Raw genomic sequence first — 18,947 nt, forward strand, 5'->3', positions numbered from 1 at the left:
TCTGCTTAAGCTTCGATACCGCTTAACTGTCGAACGCAGCTCTCAACGTCTCGAATGGAGCCAGCGCGCCGCGGACTTGTACGACCGCGGCGGCGACTTTGTGCGCGCGCCGAGCCGCATCGGCCGGGGCATGGCCGGCAAGCCTCGCGGCAAGATATCCGCCATTGAAGGAGTCGCCGGCACCGGTGGTGTCGACGGGCGTCGCGACGTGTACGGCCTCAACGGTCTGCGCTTCGCCGTTCATGGCAATCAACGCGGGCTGCTCGCCATTCTTGACGACGACTTCGCCGACCAGCTTCCCGAGCCTTTCTGCGGTCGCCTGCGGTGTCTCGTCTGCGAACAGCATCTGCTCATCGGGAAAAGTTGGTAGCGCGATGTCGGCGACGGCGAGCGCTTCCAGGATCGCAGCCTGCGCGGTTTCACGGCTCTGCCAGAGCCTGGGGCGGTAGTTCGGGTCGAAGGCGACGAGAGAGCCCGTCGAACGGGCGGTCGCAATGGCCGCAAGCAAGATTTTGCGTGCCGCATTGTCCAGAATTGCCAGGGTGATTCCGGAAAAATAGACAAGCGCCTGGTTTTCAAGGCTTTTTTCTAGCGCGACCGGATCGGAGGCGAGCTGTCTCGCGGCCGCGTCGCTTCGCCAATAGGTGAAGGCGCGTTCGGCTCCGGTGAGCGTGATGGCGTAAAGGCCGGGCCTGGCGCCGGCAATGACCGGGCTGTTGCCGATGCCGATACCGTTCTGGGCGAAGAAGCCGATCTGATCGCGCGAGAAGGGATCATCGCCGAAGGCGGAGACATAGGTCGCGGGCCGCTCCGGGCTCAGCGCATGTAGCGCCCACAGCGTGTTGAAGGTGTCGCCGGCAAAGCCCATGCGCCAGTTCGGTCCTGCCTGACCCGACAGTTCGAGCATGCATTCGCCGATCGAAGCAATACCATTGGCGGTCATGGGGCTCGTTCCTCCTGAAACGATGCTGCTGTAGCTTTTTGCAACCGGCAGCGCCATGCTTGGCGCAGGCGGAATTTTGCGCCAGAAGCGATTTCCCACAGGCGGGGCGGGATGCTGCGCGCAGCCCGTGACGTTATCAGCCGAAGAGGAACCGGTTTGGCATCGATATGGCGTTACATTCTTGCGGGTCTCGGTCTGGCTGCCCTTTTGGTCGGCATCCTGGTAGTCGTCTATCTGACGGCGCCGCACTCGGCGCCGGGTCCCGACACGTCGCGCTCGAAGAAGACGGCGAGCGGCCTGTTCGTCGCCAGCTTCGAGCCGGAACGCGGCGTCATCCGGCAAGGCGAGCTGCAGTCCTGGCTGCTGACGCTGAAAACCGCCGCCGGCGCCCCGGTGGAGGGTGCTGCGATCACTGTTTTCGGCGGCATGCCGCAACACAATCACGGCCTGCCGACCAGTCCGCAGGCGACCGACTATCTGGGCGAGGGACGGTATCGCATCGACGGCGTGAAATTCACCATGAGCGGCTGGTGGCAGCTGCGCTTCGCCATCTCGGCGGCGGCGGGTTCCGATTCCGTCGTCTTCAACATCGTGCTGTGAGCGGCCGATGAGGCGTCTCGCCCGCGTCGCAAGCCTGGCCACTCTGGCCGTGCTCGCTCTGCTTGGCGGCTGCGGCAAGCCTCAGTTCAGCGACGCCGAGAAGAAGACCATCGCCTCGCTGGCGCTGAACACGCTGCCGGCGCTTAAAGTGGACACCACGAACCAATATGCCGACATGCCGGCCGCAGCGGCGCTCGGATCGACGCTGTTCTTCGATGTCGGCATGAGCCGCGACGGCACGGTGTCCTGCTCGACCTGCCACAAGATCGACCGCCAATTCCAGGACGACCTGCCGCAGGCGGTCGGCGTCGGCCATACCAACCGTCGCACCATGCCGCTGGCCGGCGTGGCGCGCGATCCCTGGTTCTTCTGGGACGGGCGGCGCGACAGCCTTTGGGCGCAAGCGCTGACGCCGCTCGAAAACCCGCTTGAGCAAGCCGGCAATCGCGCCGCTTTCGCGCATTACATCAAGAACCGGTTCGGCGAGCGCTATGAGCGCATCTTCGGACCGCTTCCCGATCTTTCCACCGTGCCGGCCAATGCCAGCCCGCTCGGCACCGATGCCGAGAAAGCAGCTTGGAACGCCATGCCGGCCAGCCAGGCCGACGACGTCAACCGCGTCTTTGCCAATATCGGCAAGGCGATCGCCGCCTTCGAGCGGTCGATCGAGCCGCAACAGACGCGTTTCGACCGCTTCGCCATCGACCTCGCGACCGGCGCCGAGTCGCAAGGCGATGCCGCTTTCTCGCCGGAAGAGACCCTCGGGCTGAAGCTGTTCATCGGCAAGGCCAATTGTGTGACCTGTCACAACGGGCCGCGCTTCACCGACAATGCTTTCCACAACACCGGCGTGCCGCCGGTCAAGGATCTGCAGCCGGATCGCGGCCGTGTCGATGCGGTGGCTCAAGTCCAGGCCGATCCCTTCAACTGCTTGGGCAAGTTCCGCGACGGGGACGCAAGCGCCTGCCGCGAGTTGCGCTTCATGGTGAAGGACGGGCAGCAGCTGGTGCGCGCTTACAAGACGCCGTCGTTAAGGGGCGCGGCCACGCGTGCGCCCTACATGCATGCCGGGCAGTTTTCCTCGCTCGACGAAGTGGTCGCGCATTATTCGAAGGCGGCGCCCAGCGTCGAAGGCGTTTCCGAGGTCCATCCGCTCGATCTGTCGGACCGCGAGCGCGCGGCGCTGGTGGCGTTTCTGAAGACGCTGTCGGAGTAGGTTAGCGATCCTTGACCGTCTCCATCGCCACGAAGGTCGAGGTCTGGGCGACATGGGGAAGGGCGGAGATGCGCTCGCCGAGCACGCGGCGGTAGGCGGCGATGTCGGTGGTGCGGACTTTCAGGAGATAATCGAAGCTCGACGCCATCATGTGGCACTGCTCGATCTCCGATACCCCCTGCACAGCGCGGTTGAAGGCGTCGAGCGCTGCGGAGCGCGTGTCCGACAGCTTCACCTGGACGAAGGCGACATGGCCTTCGCCCATGCGTTCGCGGTCGATGATGGCGCGATAGCCCCTTATGTAGCCATCCTTCTCCAGCCGCTTCACGCGCGCTTGTACCGGCGTCTTCGACAGGCCGACCTTGGCCGCCAACTCCGACATGGAAAGCCGTCCGTCGCGCCCGAGCGCGGACAGGATGTTGCGATCTATGCGGTCCAATTGGTCTTCGATCATCGATATGGTAGTCTAAACGATGGGAATTTATCCTATATGATAGTTCAATCGAACTATCTTATCGATTTCTTTGGATCGATGGAAGTTGGGAGCTATGCTAGCTTGCGCCATTCGGTCCGGTGATCGCCAGACCGCACGCTCACGCTCGCTTTCATGGACCCGACATGCCGCTCGATGCCATCCGCCAGCAGATCCGCGCCAACTATTTGCCCGACGAAGACGAGGCGGTGAAGCGATTGTCCGCGACGGCCGGGCTTTCGGCGGAAGAGCGCAAGGCCATCTCGGCTCGAGCCGCCGATCTGGTGCGCGCGGTGCGCGGCTCGACGGATCCCCGGCTGATGGAGGTCTTTCTCTCCGCCTACGGCCTCTCGACTAAGGAAGGCGTGGCTCTGATGTGCCTGGCGGAGGCGCTGCTGCGCGTGCCCGATGCCGAGACGATGGACGATCTCATCGCCGACAAGATCGCGCCGCATGACTGGTCGGCGCATTCGGGCAGCTCCAGCTCCATCTTCGTCAATGCCTCGACCTGGGCGCTGATGCTGACCGGCCGCGTGCTCGACGAGGGCGAGGGCGGCATCGAAGGCACCCTGCGCGCCATGGTGCGCAGGCTGGGCGAGCCGGTCATCCGCAAAGCCGTTGCGGCGGCCATGCGCGAGATGGGCGAACAGTTCGTGCTTGGCCGCACCATCGCCGAGGCCGTCAGGCGCGGCCGGCCGATGACGCAGAAGAGCTATCTCTATTCCTTCGACATGCTAGGCGAGGCGGCTCGTACCGAAGCCGACGCGCTGCGCTACCACCGAGCCTATGCGGATGCGATTTCCTCGCTGGATTCCGGCTCGAACGGACCCGACATCCGCTACAATCACGGCATCTCGGTCAAGCTTTCGGCACTGCATCCGCGCTACGAGGTGGCGCAGAAGGACAAGATGCTGCCGGTAATGGCAGAACGGCTCCTGTCGCTGGCGCTCGCCGCGCGGCATTCGCGCATGGGCCTCAACATCGATGCCGAGGAGGCCGACCGGCTCGATCTGTCGCTCGACGTTATTGAACGCGTGCTGGCCGAACCGGAACTCGCCGACTGGGACGGTTTCGGCGTCGTCGTCCAGGCCTATGGCCCGCGCGCGGCCTTCGTCGTCGACTGGCTCTATGCATTGGCGAAAAAATACGACCGCAAGATCATGGTGCGGCTGGTGAAGGGCGCCTATTGGGACACGGAGATCAAGCGGGCACAGACGCTTGGGCTGTCCGGCTATCCGGTCTTCACCCGCAAGACCAATACCGACGCCTCCTATCTCGCCTGTGCGCGAAAATTGCTGTCGATGACCGACCGCATCTACCCGCAATTCGCCACCCACAACGCGCACACCGTGGCGGCGATCCTGTTGATGACGAAGGACCGCGATTCCTTCGAGTTCCAGCGCCTGCACGGCATGGGCGAATCCCTGCACGAGACGGTGCGCAAGGCTGAAGGGACGCGCTGCCGCATCTACGCGCCGGTCGGCGCGCATTCCGACCTGCTCGCCTATCTGGTGCGGCGGCTCCTGGAAAACGGCGCCAACTCCTCCTTCGTCCATCAGTTGACCGACGAGGAGGTCGAGCCGGAGGAGATCGCGCGCGACCCGCTGGAGGCGGTTGAGAAACAAGGTTCAGCCTCCAACCCGGCAATCGCGCGTCCCGCCGCGATCTTCGGCGCCAACCGACGCAATTCCAAGGGTTTCGACATTACCGACCCGGTGACACTTGCGGCCATTGATAGGGCGAGGGCGGAATTTGCCGGGGCAGACCGCTGGCATGCCAAGCCGGTCACGCGCGCCGCCGGCTACGGCAAGCAGCGCCAGATCGTCAATCCGGCCAAGCCCGACGAAGTCGTCGGCACGGTGCATGAGGCAGCGGCCAAGCAAGTGGCCACCGCCGTGCGCATCGCCGTCGGCGCGCAGCCGGCCTGGGCAAAGCGCCCGGTTGCCGAGCGCGCGGCGATCCTCAACCGCGCCGCCGACCTTTACGAGGCCAATGTCGCCGAGTTCTTCGCTTTGGCCACCCGCGAGGCCGGCAAGTCGCTGGCCGACGGCGTTGCCGAAGTGCGCGAGGCGGTCGACTTCCTTCGCTACTACGCGGCGGAGGCGGCAAATGCCGAAGCGGGCACCGAGGCGCGCGGCGCAATCGTCTGCATCTCGCCGTGGAATTTTCCGCTGGCGATCTTCACTGGCCAGATCGCCGCGGCGCTGGTCACCGGCAATTCGGTGATCGCCAAGCCCGCCGAGCAGACGCCGCTGATCGCCTTCCGCGCCGTCGAGATGCTGCGCGAGGCCGGCGTGCCGGAGGATGTCATCCAGCTTCTGCCGGGCGACGGCCCCTCGGTCGGCGCGCCGCTCACCGCCGACCCGCGCATTGCCGGCGTCTGTTTCACCGGCTCGACCGAGGTCGCCAAGCTCATCGAGAAACAACTCGCCGAGACCGCGGCGCCCGATGCCATGCTGATCGCCGAAACCGGCGGGCTCAATGCCATGATCGTCGATTCCACCGCGCTGCCCGAGCAGGCGGTGCGCGACATCCTCGCTTCCGCCTTCCAGAGTGCGGGCCAGCGCTGCTCGGCGCTGCGCGTGCTCTATGTCCAGAAGGATGTCGAGAAGAAGATGCTGGAGATGCTGAAAGGCGCGATGGAGGCGCTCACCGTCGGCGATCCCTGGCAGATCTCGACCGATGTCGGTCCGGTCATCGACGACGAGGCGCAAGGCTCGATCAGCGACTATTGCACGAAGAAGGGGCTGGAGGGCCGGCTGATCGCCAGACTGGAGACGCCGAAGAATGGCCGCTTCGTCGCGCCGCATGTCTTCCGCGTCAAGGGCATCGAGGAGATGGAGCGCGAGGTGTTCGGCCCGGTGCTGCATGTCGCGACGTTCGACGCCGACGATATCGATGCAGTGATTGCCGCCATCAACCGAAAAGGCTACGGCCTGACCTTCGGCCTGCACACCCGCATCGAGGGCCGCGTCCAGCATTTCGTCGACGGCATCCACGCCGGCAACATCTACGTCAACCGCAACCAGATCGGCGCCGTCGTCGGTTCGCAACCTTTCGGCGGCGAGGGGCTGTCGGGCACCGGCCCCAAGGCCGGCGGGCCGCATTATCTGCGCCGCTTCCGCAAGGGACCGGAGGCCGGCACCGAGGTGGGCGAAGGCCACAAGGTAACCGCCACCGAACTCGCCGACAATCTGCCGGACCCGGTGCTGGGCGGCTGGTCGACGCGGCCGGATCGCGTGGCGATCCTGAGGAAACATCTGCGCGGCAAAGGTGCTGCGGCGATTGCCGCCGCCGCGAGCCTCGATTTCGGGCAGGTCGACCTGCCCGGACCGACCGGCGAGGCCAACACGCTGTCGCTGGCCCCGCGCGGGCGGGTGCTCTGCCTTGGGCCGGATGCCGACACGCTGCTTGCCCAGACCATCCAGGCTCTAGCCGCCGGCAACGCGGTCCTGGCGGTAGCGCCAGGCGCGCCGGCGGCGCTGTCGGCCCTCACCGGCAAAGGTCTGCCGCTTGCGGCGATCGATGGCCGCCCGGACCCGGTCGAGGCGCGGTCGCTGCGCGTCGATGTCGTCGCCTTCTCCGGCACGCCGGAAGCGGCGCGCATCGTGCGCAAGGTGATTGCCGAGCGCGCCGGGCCGATCGTGCCGCTGGTCAGCGAAGTGCTCAACCCTGCGGCCTACGCGCATGAGCGCGCGGTCTGCGTCGATACGACTGCAGCCGGCGGCAATGCCAGCCTGCTCGCGGCCGCCTAGTCAGGTGTGGGAATTGTTGAAGGCCGCCGTGCGTTAGCGGCGGTCAGGCGCCTTCGACCACCGAAAAGCCCTCGAATTGTGTGTGGCCAAGATAATGGACCTTCGAGCCGCCGGCGTTGCGGTGGGCGGCGCGGAAATTCTCCGACTTCGTCCAGGCGACGAAATCCTCCTGGCTCGCCCAGACGGTGTGCGAAGCGAACAGCGTGTAGCCCTCGGTCTCGTTGACCGGACCGCGCAGCAGATGGAATTCCTTGAAGCCTTTCATGTCGGAGAGGCTGGAGTCGCGGTTCTTCCAGACGTCCTCGAAGGCTTCTTCCGAGCCGTTCTGGACCTTGAAGCGGTTCATGGCGATGTACATTGGGTTCCTTTCGAATGAACGAATTCTGACGTTTAGGATGGCGAAGGCTTTAAAAAGGGCCGATCCGCGCCTTGAACACCCAACTTGATTTTCCCGTCTCGGGTGGAATGGGAGGGAACGGGGCTTGCTTGCGCACCAGCGTCAAAGCGAATTGATCGAGCTCGGCAGACCCTGAGCTTTCGGCGAGCTGCAGGTCGCTGATGCTGCCGTCGGCCGCGACGACGAAAACCACCCTGGCATTGTTGCGAGCCTTGGCCTGGACCGATTTCGAAACGCGACGGTTGGCGCGGGCAAGCTTCTTCTGGATCTCACCGCTGTAGCGGGATTCCAGGGCATTGCCGGCGGCGGCCTGTTTCTTGCCCTTGCTGGCGACAACAGGCGCGTCGCGCGTATCGCCATCCGCCGTGCCGCCGGTTTCAATGGTTTGGTTTGGCCCTGCCGATGCGACTGGGGCGCTCGATGTCGCACTGGGGACCGGTGGCTGTTGAAGCTCGGCAGGGGGCGTTTCAGCGCTTTGCGGTTCGGTCGCGGGCGTAGGTTTGCTGTCGGCGGGGACACTCTGGTCGTCCTGGCGTGGGCTGGTGGCCGCCAAGATATCAGGCGCAGAAGTGGCTTCCTTGACGGCTTGCGGCGGAAGCTGAGGCGGCGGGGGTTCGCTTGCAGGTTGCTGCGCTTCGACTGGTGGAGCGGGCTGCGCGGCCTGGCGTTTCACTGGCTGCGGATCGGGCACCAAGGTGACATCCACGGCACCGGACGACTGGTCGTCCAGGGCGCTGCCGGTGACGTTGGTGCCGGACTGTTCGGTGCCCTCGGCCTGAATCGCGTCCATGGCGTCGAATGTTCCGGCAGGCGCGAGCAGGAACGCGGCCGCCGCAGCGCCATGGAGCAGGCCCGAAGCGATGATCGCCATCGGCCATTTGCGATGCCCGGCCGATTGCCGCGGCTGCATGAGCGGCTCGGCCGCCGTGATCGCCAGCTCACTGCCTGTGTCGGAGGGGTAATTGATGTCCTGCATGTCTCGCGCCGAGACCTGCCGTGCAGGGCATGTGATTGTCAAATCAAGATCGGTTGCCGCCCATGGCGGCAGACCGGTGGCAGGCCACGCAATGGCGTCTCCTGGGAGGGCAGGATGCAGTCCCACCTCTATGCACCGAAAGCGATGGCGGCCCTGGTCGACGTCTTCAAGCCGCGCATACAGGCCGCCGGCTCGACGCCGTTGCTTGCGCATTCCGTCGCGCTGTTGATCAGCACGCGGCTGAGCTTGCCGCAGTCGGCGCCGGCCAGGTCGAAGCGCGTGACTTTCGTCTTGCCGGCCGGCAGATCCTTGAAATCAAGCACGGCGAGGCGATCGACGACACCGGCCTCGTTGAACAGCGCGATCTCGAAAGCCGCCTTCGACAGGTCGGCACCGAGCGCGTTGTTGACGACGAAGGTCAGCCGGCAACCCTTGTCGGAAGGCTGCGCAGCGTTGAGCTCGAGATTGAGGGCCGGAGCCGGCGCGGACTGGGCCCACGCCGGCACCGGGCCGAGCGACATCGCCAGCGCCGAGGTCAAGAGACGAAGCGATGTCGTCAAGTTCATGGTTCTCAGCCTCCAAAGCGCATGGTTGCCGCCAGCTTCAGCGTGATGCCGGGTTCATAGATGACGGCGGTCGAGCTTCCGTTGAGCGGATTGGTGTATTTGACGTCGAACAGATTGTCGGCTCGGAAGTCGACCTTGAGATTGTCGGTCGCCTGGTAGCTGGCAAAGGCATCGACCAGCGTATAATCCTTGGCGATCGGATTGCCCTTGGGCTTGCCATTATATTGAACTTCGCCGCCGACCGTCAGCTTGTCTTCGAGGAAGCGGAGGCCAAGCTGCGCCGTCACCTGGGAAGAGGGGATGCTGGCAAGGTCGGCCCGCTCGCCTTCATACGAGATGGTGTGGCCGTTGATGATGGAGGCCGAGAGGCCGGCATAGCCCCAGCCGGCGTCGTAGACGCTTTCCAGTTCGAAGCCGTTGATCTTGGCCTTGGCGAAGTTCTGGTACTGGAAGCAGATCGGGATGCCCGGGCCGAACGGGCAGCCGCTGGTCGGGTCGAAGGCCGACAGCGTGACGCCGTCGATGTAGTCCTCGACATTGTTGTTGAAATAGGCGGCCTTGAGCCGCAGCGCGTCGCCGGCATCGAAGATGTCGTTCTGCTTGTAGTTGATACCGAACTCGATGGTCTTGCCGGTTTCAGGCTTGAGATTGGGGTTGGGCAGGAACGGGAAGGTGACGCCGGCCGGGTGATTGCCGCTGATCAGCGTCTCCTTCAGCGAGGGTGAGCGGTAGCCTTCTGCATAGGTGCCGTAGAATTGCAGGCCTGCGAGGCCGGCGCTTTCAAAGGGCGAGACGCCGACGGTGATGCGCGGCGACAGCCGGTCACCCGATGTCTCGTGGTCGGAGTCCTCCAGACTGTAGCTGTCGTAGCGTAGGCCGGTGATGACCTCGAGCCATTCCCAGGTCAGCTTGTCCTGGATGTAGGCGCCGGAGACGTTGCGCTTGCCCGACGGCGTGTAGAAGCTGTCGCCGCCGGCCGCGCCGCCGGTCTCGACGTCGTCGCCGACCCAGTCGCCGCCATAGGTCAGCTCATGCGCGATGCCGGCGGTCTCGAAGCGCGATGTGTTCCAGATATCGATGCCGGTCGTACCGACATCGAAGGTCGACAGCGAGCCGGCCGGGAGCACCACAGGAAGGCCGGTCGTCGGATCGAACCGGTTCTGCGGGACAAGCGTCGTCAGATCGAGAATTGTCTTGTTGTAGGAAGCGTTGATGTGGAGGTCGAGCCAGCTCCTGGCGTCGTCGGTGATATTGTAGCGGGCCGTGAAGGTGTTCGACTTGAGGTCGACATCGTTGGCCGGCACGCCGCCGCTCGTCTCCGTCCAACTGTCGCTGGAGCCGACCCAGCCAAGCTTCAATTCGCTGTTCTCGCTCGGACGAATGGTGGTCTTGAGCAGGCCGCTCAGCACGTCGAAGCCGGTGCCGGCGACGGTGTCGCCGCCGCCGTTCTTGTAGTCGCCGTAGTCGCGGTAGACGATGTTGCCCAGCGCGTCCCAATTCTCGTTGAAGCGGTAGGCGCCGCTGGCGCTGGTGGTCCAGCCCTTGCCGTTGGTTTCATAGCGCCCGGTGACGGAGGCAGCCCAGCTTTCCTCCGGCTTGAGGAAATCATCGGCGTCCTTGGTATCGAAGAAGACGATGCCGCCGATGGCGCCGGAGCCGTAAGTGTTGGCGACCGGGCCGCGGATCACGTCGACGGATTTGATGAGCTCGGGATCGACATAGAAGGTCGACTGCGTGCCATGGTCGGAGCGCTGGAAATCCTGCCTGGCACCGTCGACGATCACCGCGACGCGGCCGAAATCCTGCAGGCCGCGGATGTTGATGCTGGAGCTGACGCGCCGCGCGTCGGCCTGCACGGTGACACCGGGAACGCCGAGCAGCATCTCGTTCGGCGTCGTCGCCATGCGGCGCTCGAGCTGCTCCTGGTCGACGTGGCTGGCCGATGCCAGCGACCGGATCGCCGTCTCGCCGGTGCGGCTGATGACCAGGATCTTGTCGAGCAGAGTTCCTTCGGCCGCGCCCTTTTCATCGTCCTTCTTTTGATCGGCCTGCTGGCCGGTGGCCGGCTGCGCGGCCTGTTGCGCTTTCGCGGCCGGCACGCCGAGCGTGATTGCCGCTGCTCCGGCCATCGATATGGCAATGCCGCTTACCGTCGATCGGAAGCCTGGCCCCGCATCCGCCAGGCCCATCCGTCCCCAATTCACCAACCCCATGCCCCAACTCCAGATTTTCAGGCTCGATGCTGGCTGGCGCGGCGCTCGCTCGCTTTTTTGATCACGACCGGCGTCTTAAATGTTGACTCATTTAGTCCGGTAATGCACGACTAGTAAACATGATTAATCGAGTCAAGATTTGAATCGGCATTTTAAGAGGCGCCCGGCCAGGTGGCCGGCACAGGAAAGGACCGAACGAGATGAACACGTACAATCCCAACGACTTCCGCTATCGCGTCCGCCGTTCAGATGACACGCCTGCGCGCTTCGAGCGCGTGCCGATGGCGGTGAGGACGCTCTCCAGCAACACGCTCTTCCAGGGCGAGCACGAGATCGGCATCGAGCACCATGGCGCGCTCTACCGGCTGAAGATCACCCGCCAGGGCAAGCTGATCCTCAACAAGTAAGCACGATCTGCAAGCGGAATAGCGCAGACAAAAGTGGGCAGGTGGACGACATGGACCAGCGCGTGAAGCCGTCGCCGGAAGAGATCCGGCGTGCACGGGAAGACAATCCGAAGCTGCGCGAGCGCGATGTCGCAGCCCAACTCGGCATTTCGGAAGCGGAGCTGGTCGCGGCGCATTGCGGGCAAGGCGCCGTGCGCGTCGAGCCACGCGTCAACGATCTGCTGACCGGCCTCGAGGCGGTTGGCGAGGTGATGGCGCTGACCCGCAACGAGAGCGCCGTGCACGAGAAGATCGGCGTTTACGACAAGGTCGTCACCGGCAACCACAATGCCATGGTGCTCGGCGAGAACATCGACCTGCGCATCTTTCCGAAGGTGTGGGCGCACGGCTTTGCGGTCGAGAAGCGGGACGGCGGCGACATCCGCCGCAGCCTGCAGTTCTTCGATGTAGCTGGCGAGGCGATGCACAAGGTGCATCTGAGGCCCGCGTCAAACCTCTATGCGTACCAGAAGCTGGTGGCGAGCCTCGAATCGTCGAACCAGGAACCGACTGTCGCAATCGCCTCAAACGCGCCGGAAGGCGAGGGGGAGAACCAGGGTTCGGTTGCCAGCATCGACGATCTGCGCGACCGCTGGAGCCGGATGACCGACGTGCATCAGTTCTTCGGCATGCTGAAGACGCTGAAGCTCAGTCGCCGCGAGGCGATGCGCATGGTCGGGCAGGACTACGCCTGGCTGCTCGACAACGATGCCGTCAACGCCATGTTCCACCACGCTGCGGCAGGCGAGATGCCGATCATGTGCTTCGTGGGAAACCGCGGCTGCATCCAGATTCATTCGGGCCCGATCAAATCGGTGAAGCCGATGGGGCCGTGGATCAACGTGCTGGACGAGACCTTCCACCTGCATGTCAGGACCGACCAGATCCATGAAGTCTGGGCGGTGCGCAAGCCGACCAAGGACGGCCATGTCACCTCGCTCGAGGCCTATGACGCCAAGGGCGGCATGATCATCCAGTTCTTCGGCAAGCGCCGTGAAGGCGAGGGCGAGCGGGAAGACTGGCGTTTCCTCGCCGAGAACCTGCCCCGCATTCCCAACCCGACCGCTGCATGAGGCAAGGCCCAATGCGTGTTGTTTTCCGTTTCCGCCCGGCGCTTGCGCCGATGCTTGGCGTTATGCTTGCCGTGGCCATGCAGACAGCCAGGGCGGAAGAAGGCACGACCGTTTTTTCGGACACCTCGCGAATCGCCTCCATAGGCGGCTCGATCACCGAGATCGTCTATGCGCTCGGCGAGGAAGGCCGTCTCGTGGCGCGCGATTCGACCAGCAACTATCCCGAGGCGGCGGCGAAGCTGCCGGATGTCGGTTACATGCGCGCGCTGTCGCCGGAAGGCGTCCTGTCGGTCAATCCAACCGGAATCCTTGTGCTGCATGGCAGCGGCCCGAAGGAAGCGGTGGACGTGCTGAAGAAGTCGAGCGTGCCTTTCATCGAGGTGCCGGACCATTACAATCACGAGGGCATCCTCGAGAAGATCCGCATCGTCGGCAAGGCGCTGGGGGTCGAGGCCAAAGCGGAGAAGCTTGCCGCGGAGACGGATGCGAAGCTGACGGCGGCGGAAAAGCAGACGGCTGCGATCAAGGAGCGCAAGCGCGTGCTGTTCGTGCTGTCGACGCAAGGCGGCAAGATCCTTGCCGCGGGCAACGACACCGCGGCCGACGGCATCATCAAGCTTGCCGGCGCGGTCAACGCGGTCGAGGGTTTTTCCGGCTACAAGGGGATGACGGACGAGGCGATCGTCAGCGCCAAGCCGGATGTGATCCTGACGATGAAGGGCGGCGGACCGCCGATCTCGGAAGAGGAACTGTTTGCCAATCCGGCCGTCGCTTCGGCACCGGCGGGCACGAACCGCAAGATGGTCAGCATGTGGGGCGGCTATCTGCTCGGCTTCGGCCCGCGCACCGCCGAAGCCATCCACGACCTTGCGGTCGAGCTCTATGGCAATCAGGTCGCGGACTGAGCGGCGATGGCCGAACAGTCGATAGCAGGCGCGCCGAGCCGGGCGATGGCAGCCGATGGCGACCGCTCGGCGCGCGCAAGGTTTGTCATCGCGCTCTTGTGCGTGGCGCTGGCGCTGTCCGTTTTCCTGTCGCTGACGGCGGGCGCTTCCGACGCATCGGCCGTCCGCGTCATCCGCGACTGGGTCACTGGAGCCGTACCGGCGGATGCCGTGCTTGCGGCGCGCGACCAGCTCATCGTCTATGACATCCGCATGCCGCGCGTCCTGCTCGGCGTGCTGATCGGCGCCGCGCTCGCCGTTTCCGGCGCGGTGATGCAGGGCCTGTTCCGCAATCCGCTTGCCGATCCCGGCCTGATCGGCGTCTCCGCCGGATCGAGTCTCGGCGCGGTGGCGATCATCGTGCTCGGCACGACCTGGCTTGCGCCTGTCACGTTCGCCCTCGGCACGCTTGCCCTGCCGCTGGCGGCCTTCTTCGGCGGGCTGGCGGTGACGTTGCTGCTTTACGCCATCGCGACGCGCCAGGGCCGGACATCGGTCGCCACGATGTTGCTCGCCGGCCTGGCGATCGCGGCCCTTGCCATGGCGCTGACCGGCGTTCTGATCTTCATGGCCGATGACAGGCAATTGCGCGACCTCACCTTCTGGCAACTCGGCTCGCTTGCCGGCGCGACATGGCCGAAGATCGGCACGGTCGGACCGGTGATCGTGCTGGCGCTGGCGACGATGCCTTTCCTGTCGCGCGGCCTCAACGCGCTGGCGCTTGGGGACGCGACCGCGGGCCATCTCGGCATTCCGGTGCAGCGCCTGAAATACACGGCCATCGTCGGGGTTTCGGCGGCGGTCGGCGCGTCGGTCGCCGTCAGCGGCGGCATCGGCTTCATCGGCATCGTCGTGCCGCACCTGCTGCGCCTCGCGATCGGTCCGGACAACCGCTATCTTTTGCCGGCCTCGGCCTTGCTCGGTGCCTCGCTGCTGCTGCTCGCCGACGCGGTCGCCCGCACCATCGTCGCTCCGGCCGAACTGCCGATCGGCATCGTCACGGCGGTCGCCGGCGCGCCGTTCTTCCTGTGGATCCTGCTGCGCAAGCGCGGCGTCGTCGATTTGTGAGCTGTCCATGATTGAAGCGCGCGACATCTCCGTGGCGATCGGCGGCAAGCGCATCGTGTCGCAAGTCGATTTCGCGGCGCTGCCGGGCGAGATCTCTGCAATCGTCGGACCGAACGGATCCGGCAAGACGACCTTGCTCAAGGCGCTGACGGGCGAGCTTTCCTATAGCGGCACGGTTACCCTCAACGGTCGCGATCTTGCCGCGATGAAGCCGATGGATGCAGCGACGCTTCGCGCCGTGCTGCCGCAGTCGACCATGTTGTCCTTCCCGTTCACCGTGCGCGAGATCGTTCGCCTCGGTCTGATCGGCGGCCGCTCCGGCGTGCTGCCCGGCGAGGATGCGCGGCTGCCGGAGCGGGCACTGGCGCGCGTCGATCTCGAGGGCTTCGCCGGCCGTTTCTACCAGGAGCTTTCCGGAGGCGAGCAGCAGCGCGTGCAGCTTGCGCGCGTGCTCTGCCAGGTCTGGGCGCCGGTGCTGGAGGGCAGGCCGCGCTATCTCTTCCTCGACGAACCGGTTTCCAGCCTCGACGTCAAGCACCAGCTTATCATCATGAACATCGCCCGCGATTTCGCCCGCCGCGGCGGCGGCGTGGTGGCGATCCTGCACGACCTCAACCTGACAGCGATGTATGCCGACCGGATTTTCGTGCTGCACGGCGGCCAGCTGGCGGCTGCCGGCTCACCAACGGACGTACTGAACGACGAATTGATCGAGAAGGTGTTCGACTGCCGCCTCAAAGTCGGCGCCTTGCCGGCCGCAAACATGCCGTTCGTGCTGCCGCAATCTGCGGCTTAGGCCTGGCGGCGATGACGGTTTCCCGCCTTGGTCATCCACGGGTGGAGCGGGAGCGAAGCGGACGCGGAGACCCGAGGATCCATTCCGTTACATCGACCGAAGAATGCAGCGATCCAGAACGAGTGCTGGCGCTGCTGCTGCTAGTTCTGCGTCGCTGTGGGGCCGAAACGTCACGGAATGGATTCTAGGGTCTGCGCTGCGTCGCTGCGCTCCTTGCTCCGCCCTAGAATGACGAAGTCATGGGCGGCGGCGCCCCTCGAGAACCAAGCCGCCGGGGCTTGATCAAGCCGCCGGAGCGCGCTGTTCCAGCAGGTCGATACCGAGCAGGTGACGCACGTTCGGGCGCGCGGCAACGAGATCGGCGATCGTGTAGCGGGACAGCACGGCGAAGAAGGCGTTGAGTGCCTCGCGCAGCGCCGAATTCAAGGCGCAGCTGTCGACCAGCGGGCATTCGGCGGCGTCGTTCTCGAAACATTCAGCCATGGCGAAGCTCTCTTCGGTGACGCGCACGACATCGAACAGGTTGATCTGCTCGGCCGGGCGGCCGAGCCTTACGCCACCGTTCCTGCCGCGCACGGTTTCGACCAGACCGGCCTCGACCAGCGGCTGCAGGATCTTGAACAGGAACAGCTCCGAAACCGAATAGGCGGCGGCGATCTCAGGGATGCGGCTCAGCCTGTCGGTGTTCGCGGCGCAATACATCAGGATGCGCATCGCATAGTTGGTCTGGCGCGTGAGCCGCATGGTAGTCCTCGCGAAAACATTAGCTTGGGCCGAATATGGCCCATAGTTTGGAACAATTCCAGACTGGACCGCCACATAGCTGAATAAACGTGTCAACTTTTTGTGCATGCCGACGCGCAGGGCGGCTCGATATGCCCCAATGCGCTTTGAGCGAGCGTTTCGCCGGCGCGGGCACTAAATAAGTCCGGGTGCAAAGAGGAAACGGCGTTCCATGTCACAATCAGCTCAGGTGCTCGCGCCGGTTCGATTCGACGCCGATGCGCAGGCAAAGCTCTCAGCATTGCGGCGGACCAAGTTCATCGCCGCCGCGGCGCTTGCCCTATGCATCCTGGTCTTCGCGCTCGCCAAGTCTTTCGAGGGCAATTATCCATGGCTCGGCTTCGTCGCCGCGTTCGCCGAGGCGGCGACCATAGGCGGCCTCGCCGACTGGTATGCCGTCGTTGCACTGTTCAGGCGGCCGCTCGGGCTGCCGATCCCGCACACCGCCATCATCCCGGAGAACCAGCACCGCATTGCCGACAATCTCGGGCGCTTCATCGAGGCCAATTTCCTGGCGCCGGAGCCGGTGCGGGAAAAACTCGCAGAGGTCGACTTTGCCGCTTTGGTCGCCGACTGGCTGGCCGACGCCGAACGCGCCGCCGGCCTGTCGCGCTTTGTCGCCCGGCTGGTGCCGCAGGCACTTGCCGCGGTGGAGCAGTCCGGGCTGCGCGACTTCGTCACCAGCCGCATGCTGGAGCAAGTCGAAAGGGTGCCGCTGGCACCTTTGGCCGCGGAGCTGTTGACGGCGCTCACCGACGACCGCCGCCATCAAAAGCTGTTCGACGAGTTCACCAGGGTGGTCGGTCGTTTCCTGAACGACGAGAAAGCGCTGGCGACGATGCGCGAAAAGATCCGGGAGGAGCTGCCGTCGCTCTTCAACCTGTTTCGCGCCGACGCCTATCTATTGAAGAAGATCGTCGCCTCCGCCGGGTCACTGCTCGATGAGGTGCGGGCCGATCCCAATCATCCAATGCGCGCCGAATTCGACCGTTTCGCGCTCGCCTTCATCGAGCGGCTCAGGACATCCAAGCAATATGCAAGGCGCGCCGAGAAGCTGAAGCGCGATTTCCTCGGCCGGCCGGAGGTTCAGGCGCTGGCCGGCGACACGTGGGCAAGCCTGCGCCTGTTCATCGAGCAGGACGCCAACGCGCCGAATTCGATGATCCGCGAGCACCTTGCCAACATGTTCGTCGAGGTCGGGCGGCATCTGGCCGACGATGCGCAGATCAGGGCCGACATGAACCAAGGCTTCGTCGTGGCGCTCGCTTCCTTCGTCGAGAGCCAGAAGAGCGGTGTGTCCAAATTCATCGCCGACCAGGTCAAGCGCTGGGACCTGGCTCAGTTGACGCGGCTGATCGAGGCGAACATCGGCAAGGACCTGCAATATATCCGCTTCAACGGCATGGTGATCGGCGGCCTGGCCGGTTTGGTGCTTTATACGGCCGAGCGGCTGTTTCTCCTCAATTGACGCGGGCCGGGCGCGCACTATTCTCCCTAGCGGGCGCCGCAAAAGCGGCGGATCGGGAGGCGACGACATGGCAAGACAACCGGAATCCGATTCTTTCCTGGACATGTTCAGCAGGTTCGGCCGCGACCTGAAGCTGCCGAAGGTCGACCTCCAGGCGATCCTCGATCATCACCGCAAGAATCTCGAGGCTCTGGAAAAGTCGGCCAGGGCGAGTGCTGCCGGCGCGTCCTCCGTTCTGTCGAGGCAGCACGAGATGGTGCAGGAGGCGCTCGGTGAAATCACCCGGATGGCGCAGAACTACCAAGCCCCGGGCAATCCGCAGGAGTTGATGACAAAGCAGGTGGAATTCGCCAGGAGATCCTTCGAGACAACGCTGAAGAATGCCGGAGAGGTCGCTGACTTGGTCCGGAAATCCGGCACCGAATCGGTCGAAATCCTGCGTGACAGGATCAAGGACGCGATGGCGGAAATCCGCGCCGGCTACGACAGGAATTGAACCGGCGCGCGGCTCCGCGTTCTCTGCCTGCCGTAAAACCGTCAACTCTAAGAGTGAAATCGCGTCCTAGAGCGAAATCGTGGGGCCGCGAATTGACAGGAGCCGCCGGTTCATGGTCGGGAGTCTGGCAGAAGCCACCGGGAAAGCAGGAATGACGGAAAATCGGCCGAGAACGCCGCCGACCTTCGAACAGTTGCGGACAATGGCCGGCCAGGAGATCGGCGTGTCGGACTGGACGACGGTCGACCAGCAGCGCATCGACCAGTTCGCCGAATGCACGGGCGACCATCAGTGGATCCATGTCGATCCCGAGCGGGCGAAACGGCAGAGCCCGTTCCGCACCACGATCGCGCATGGCTATCTGACGTTGTCGATCATCGGCGCGCTGGCGCTGGAGATGGGCATCGTGCCGGAAAACACGCAGGCCGCCTTCAATTATGGGTTCGATAAGGTGCGCTTCCTGGCGCCGGTGAAGTCCGGCGCGCGCATCAGGCTGCGCACGACGCTGCTTTCCATGGAAGACCGCGGCCCCGGCCAATATCTGATGAAGGCGGCGAATACCGTCGAGATCGAAGGCGAGCAGAAGCCGGCGCTGACCGCCGAGACGCTGGTGATGATGTATGAGCGCCGCAAGCGGGCAGGCGCTTAGGAACTGCTGATATTCAGGTGAGGCCGGCCTGCAAATGGCAGTTTCCTGCGCTTCCGGTGCTCACGTACATTAAGTACGCTCCGCTC

General features: G+C 64.6%; 18 protein-coding genes. 11 read left to right on the plus strand and 7 right to left on the minus strand.

The genetic code is table 11. From position 1 onward, the window contains the following. Window positions 1-22 precede the first annotated feature (22 nt). Window positions 23-943: a sugar kinase gene (locus ABID26_RS21045; RefSeq protein ID WP_292301028.1), complete on the minus strand. Its 921-nt coding sequence runs from the start codon at window positions 941-943 to the stop codon at window positions 23-25. A 156-nt stretch (window positions 944-1,099) separates the two neighbouring features. Between ABID26_RS21045 and ABID26_RS21050 the strand changes: the two genes are divergently transcribed. Both ABID26_RS21050 and ABID26_RS21055 read left to right on the plus strand, forming a co-directional pair. After that, complete coding sequence (locus ABID26_RS21050; RefSeq protein ID WP_292301030.1) at window positions 1,100-1,543, plus strand: FixH family protein; 444 nt, start codon at window positions 1,100-1,102, stop codon at window positions 1,541-1,543. 7 nt (window positions 1,544-1,550) lie between these two features. After that, window positions 1,551-2,759, plus strand: coding sequence for a cytochrome-c peroxidase (locus ABID26_RS21055; RefSeq protein ID WP_292301032.1), 1,209 nt, complete (start codon window positions 1,551-1,553; stop codon window positions 2,757-2,759). A gap of 1 nt (window position 2,760) precedes the next feature. Here ABID26_RS21055 and ABID26_RS21060 read toward each other — a convergent pair whose 3' ends face one another. After that, entirely contained in the window at window positions 2,761-3,213 is a 453-nt protein-coding gene (locus ABID26_RS21060; RefSeq protein WP_292344084.1) for an Lrp/AsnC ligand binding domain-containing protein, read from the minus strand. Between the two features lie 164 nt (window positions 3,214-3,377). Between ABID26_RS21060 and putA the strand changes: the two genes are divergently transcribed. Continuing rightward, the gene (gene putA, locus ABID26_RS21065; protein ID WP_292301035.1) at window positions 3,378-6,986 is read left to right on the plus strand and encodes a bifunctional proline dehydrogenase/L-glutamate gamma-semialdehyde dehydrogenase PutA; all 3,609 of its coding nucleotides are present in this window, start codon (window positions 3,378-3,380) and stop codon (window positions 6,984-6,986) included. A 43-nt stretch (window positions 6,987-7,029) separates the two neighbouring features. Here the strand turns inward: putA and ABID26_RS21070 are convergent, their stop codons facing one another. The 4 genes from ABID26_RS21070 to ABID26_RS21085 form a co-directional block, all read right to left on the minus strand. Next, window positions 7,030-7,344 carry an antibiotic biosynthesis monooxygenase family protein gene (locus tag ABID26_RS21070; protein WP_354416248.1) on the minus strand — a complete coding sequence of 105 codons (315 nt, stop codon included), beginning with the start codon at window positions 7,342-7,344 and terminating at the stop codon, window positions 7,030-7,032. A gap of 49 nt (window positions 7,345-7,393) precedes the next feature. Continuing rightward, window positions 7,394-8,359: an energy transducer TonB family protein gene (locus ABID26_RS21075; protein ID WP_292371194.1), complete on the minus strand. Its 966-nt coding sequence runs from the start codon at window positions 8,357-8,359 to the stop codon at window positions 7,394-7,396. A 128-nt stretch (window positions 8,360-8,487) separates the two neighbouring features. Next, entirely contained in the window at window positions 8,488-8,925 is a 438-nt protein-coding gene (locus ABID26_RS21080) for a hypothetical protein (RefSeq protein ID WP_292344079.1), read from the minus strand. Between the two features lie 5 nt (window positions 8,926-8,930). After that, window positions 8,931-11,138, minus strand: coding sequence for a TonB-dependent hemoglobin/transferrin/lactoferrin family receptor (locus ABID26_RS21085; protein WP_292344077.1), 2,208 nt, complete (start codon window positions 11,136-11,138; stop codon window positions 8,931-8,933). A 200-nt stretch (window positions 11,139-11,338) separates the two neighbouring features. Here ABID26_RS21085 and hemP point away from each other — a divergent pair, with 200 nt between their 5' ends. The 5 genes from hemP to ABID26_RS21110 are packed head-to-tail and all read left to right on the plus strand — an operon-like array spanning window position 11,339 to window position 15,465. Further along, window positions 11,339-11,545: a hemin uptake protein HemP gene (gene hemP, locus ABID26_RS21090; RefSeq protein ID WP_292344075.1), complete on the plus strand. Its 207-nt coding sequence runs from the start codon at window positions 11,339-11,341 to the stop codon at window positions 11,543-11,545. A 50-nt stretch (window positions 11,546-11,595) separates the two neighbouring features. Continuing rightward, entirely contained in the window at window positions 11,596-12,657 is a 1,062-nt protein-coding gene (locus ABID26_RS21095) for a hemin-degrading factor (protein WP_292344073.1), read from the plus strand. Window positions 12,658-12,668: 11 nt separating this feature from the next. Then, window positions 12,669-13,562, plus strand: coding sequence for a heme/hemin ABC transporter substrate-binding protein (locus ABID26_RS21100; RefSeq protein WP_126099691.1), 894 nt, complete (start codon window positions 12,669-12,671; stop codon window positions 13,560-13,562). A gap of 6 nt (window positions 13,563-13,568) precedes the next feature. Beyond that, window positions 13,569-14,669 carry a FecCD family ABC transporter permease gene (locus ABID26_RS21105; RefSeq protein WP_126099692.1) on the plus strand — a complete coding sequence of 367 codons (1,101 nt, stop codon included), beginning with the start codon at window positions 13,569-13,571 and terminating at the stop codon, window positions 14,667-14,669. Window positions 14,670-14,676: 7 nt separating this feature from the next. Beyond that, the gene (locus ABID26_RS21110) at window positions 14,677-15,465 is read left to right on the plus strand and encodes a heme ABC transporter ATP-binding protein (RefSeq protein WP_292344069.1); all 789 of its coding nucleotides are present in this window, start codon (window positions 14,677-14,679) and stop codon (window positions 15,463-15,465) included. Window positions 15,466-15,747: 282 nt separating this feature from the next. Here the strand turns inward: ABID26_RS21110 and rirA are convergent, their stop codons facing one another. Next, entirely contained in the window at window positions 15,748-16,209 is a 462-nt protein-coding gene (gene rirA, locus ABID26_RS21115; RefSeq protein ID WP_126099695.1) for an iron-responsive transcriptional regulator RirA, read from the minus strand. 211 nt (window positions 16,210-16,420) lie between these two features. On the opposite strand from rirA, the gene ABID26_RS21120 reads away from it, so the two are divergent. From ABID26_RS21120 to ABID26_RS21130, 3 genes are all read left to right on the plus strand, one after another. Beyond that, window positions 16,421-17,716: a DUF445 domain-containing protein gene (locus tag ABID26_RS21120; RefSeq protein WP_292344066.1), complete on the plus strand. Its 1,296-nt coding sequence runs from the start codon at window positions 16,421-16,423 to the stop codon at window positions 17,714-17,716. A 67-nt stretch (window positions 17,717-17,783) separates the two neighbouring features. Further along, window positions 17,784-18,212: a phasin family protein gene (locus ABID26_RS21125; RefSeq protein WP_292344065.1), complete on the plus strand. Its 429-nt coding sequence runs from the start codon at window positions 17,784-17,786 to the stop codon at window positions 18,210-18,212. A 151-nt stretch (window positions 18,213-18,363) separates the two neighbouring features. Then, the gene (locus ABID26_RS21130; protein ID WP_127859867.1) at window positions 18,364-18,861 is read left to right on the plus strand and encodes a MaoC family dehydratase; all 498 of its coding nucleotides are present in this window, start codon (window positions 18,364-18,366) and stop codon (window positions 18,859-18,861) included. The last annotated feature ends 86 nt before the right edge of the window (window positions 18,862-18,947 follow it).

This window comes from Mesorhizobium shonense, from assembly GCF_040545255.1.
Taxonomy (GTDB): Bacteria; Pseudomonadota; Alphaproteobacteria; order Rhizobiales; family Rhizobiaceae; genus Mesorhizobium; species Mesorhizobium shonense.

Bases quoted from the DNA above. Each gene is read 5' to 3' on its own strand.
- ABID26_RS21045 (WP_292301028.1), bottom strand. From the start codon at position 943: ATGACCGCCAATGGTATTGCTTCGATCGGCGAATGCATGCTCGAACTG.
- ABID26_RS21055 (WP_292301032.1), top strand. From the start codon at position 1,551: ATGAGGCGTCTCGCCCGCGTCGCAAGCCTGGCCACTCTGGCCGTGCTC.
- ABID26_RS21060 (WP_292344084.1), bottom strand. From the start codon at position 3,213: ATGATCGAAGACCAATTGGACCGCATAGATCGCAACATCCTGTCCGCG.
- putA (WP_292301035.1), top strand. From the start codon at position 3,378: ATGCCGCTCGATGCCATCCGCCAGCAGATCCGCGCCAACTATTTGCCC.
- ABID26_RS21070 (WP_354416248.1), bottom strand. From the start codon at position 7,344: ATGTACATCGCCATGAACCGCTTCAAGGTCCAGAACGGCTCGGAAGAA.
- ABID26_RS21075 (WP_292371194.1), bottom strand. From the start codon at position 8,359: ATGCAGGACATCAATTACCCCTCCGACACAGGCAGTGAGCTGGCGATC.
- ABID26_RS21080 (WP_292344079.1), bottom strand. From the start codon at position 8,925: ATGAACTTGACGACATCGCTTCGTCTCTTGACCTCGGCGCTGGCGATG.
- ABID26_RS21085 (WP_292344077.1), bottom strand. From the start codon at position 11,138: ATGGGGTTGGTGAATTGGGGACGGATGGGCCTGGCGGATGCGGGGCCA.
- hemP (WP_292344075.1), top strand. From the start codon at position 11,339: ATGAACACGTACAATCCCAACGACTTCCGCTATCGCGTCCGCCGTTCA.
- ABID26_RS21095 (WP_292344073.1), top strand. From the start codon at position 11,596: ATGGACCAGCGCGTGAAGCCGTCGCCGGAAGAGATCCGGCGTGCACGG.
- ABID26_RS21100 (WP_126099691.1), top strand. From the start codon at position 12,669: ATGCGTGTTGTTTTCCGTTTCCGCCCGGCGCTTGCGCCGATGCTTGGC.
- ABID26_RS21105 (WP_126099692.1), top strand. From the start codon at position 13,569: ATGGCCGAACAGTCGATAGCAGGCGCGCCGAGCCGGGCGATGGCAGCC.
- ABID26_RS21110 (WP_292344069.1), top strand. From the start codon at position 14,677: ATGATTGAAGCGCGCGACATCTCCGTGGCGATCGGCGGCAAGCGCATC.
- rirA (WP_126099695.1), bottom strand. From the start codon at position 16,209: ATGCGGCTCACGCGCCAGACCAACTATGCGATGCGCATCCTGATGTAT.
- ABID26_RS21120 (WP_292344066.1), top strand. From the start codon at position 16,421: ATGTCACAATCAGCTCAGGTGCTCGCGCCGGTTCGATTCGACGCCGAT.
- ABID26_RS21125 (WP_292344065.1), top strand. From the start codon at position 17,784: ATGGCAAGACAACCGGAATCCGATTCTTTCCTGGACATGTTCAGCAGG.
- ABID26_RS21130 (WP_127859867.1), top strand. From the start codon at position 18,364: ATGACGGAAAATCGGCCGAGAACGCCGCCGACCTTCGAACAGTTGCGG.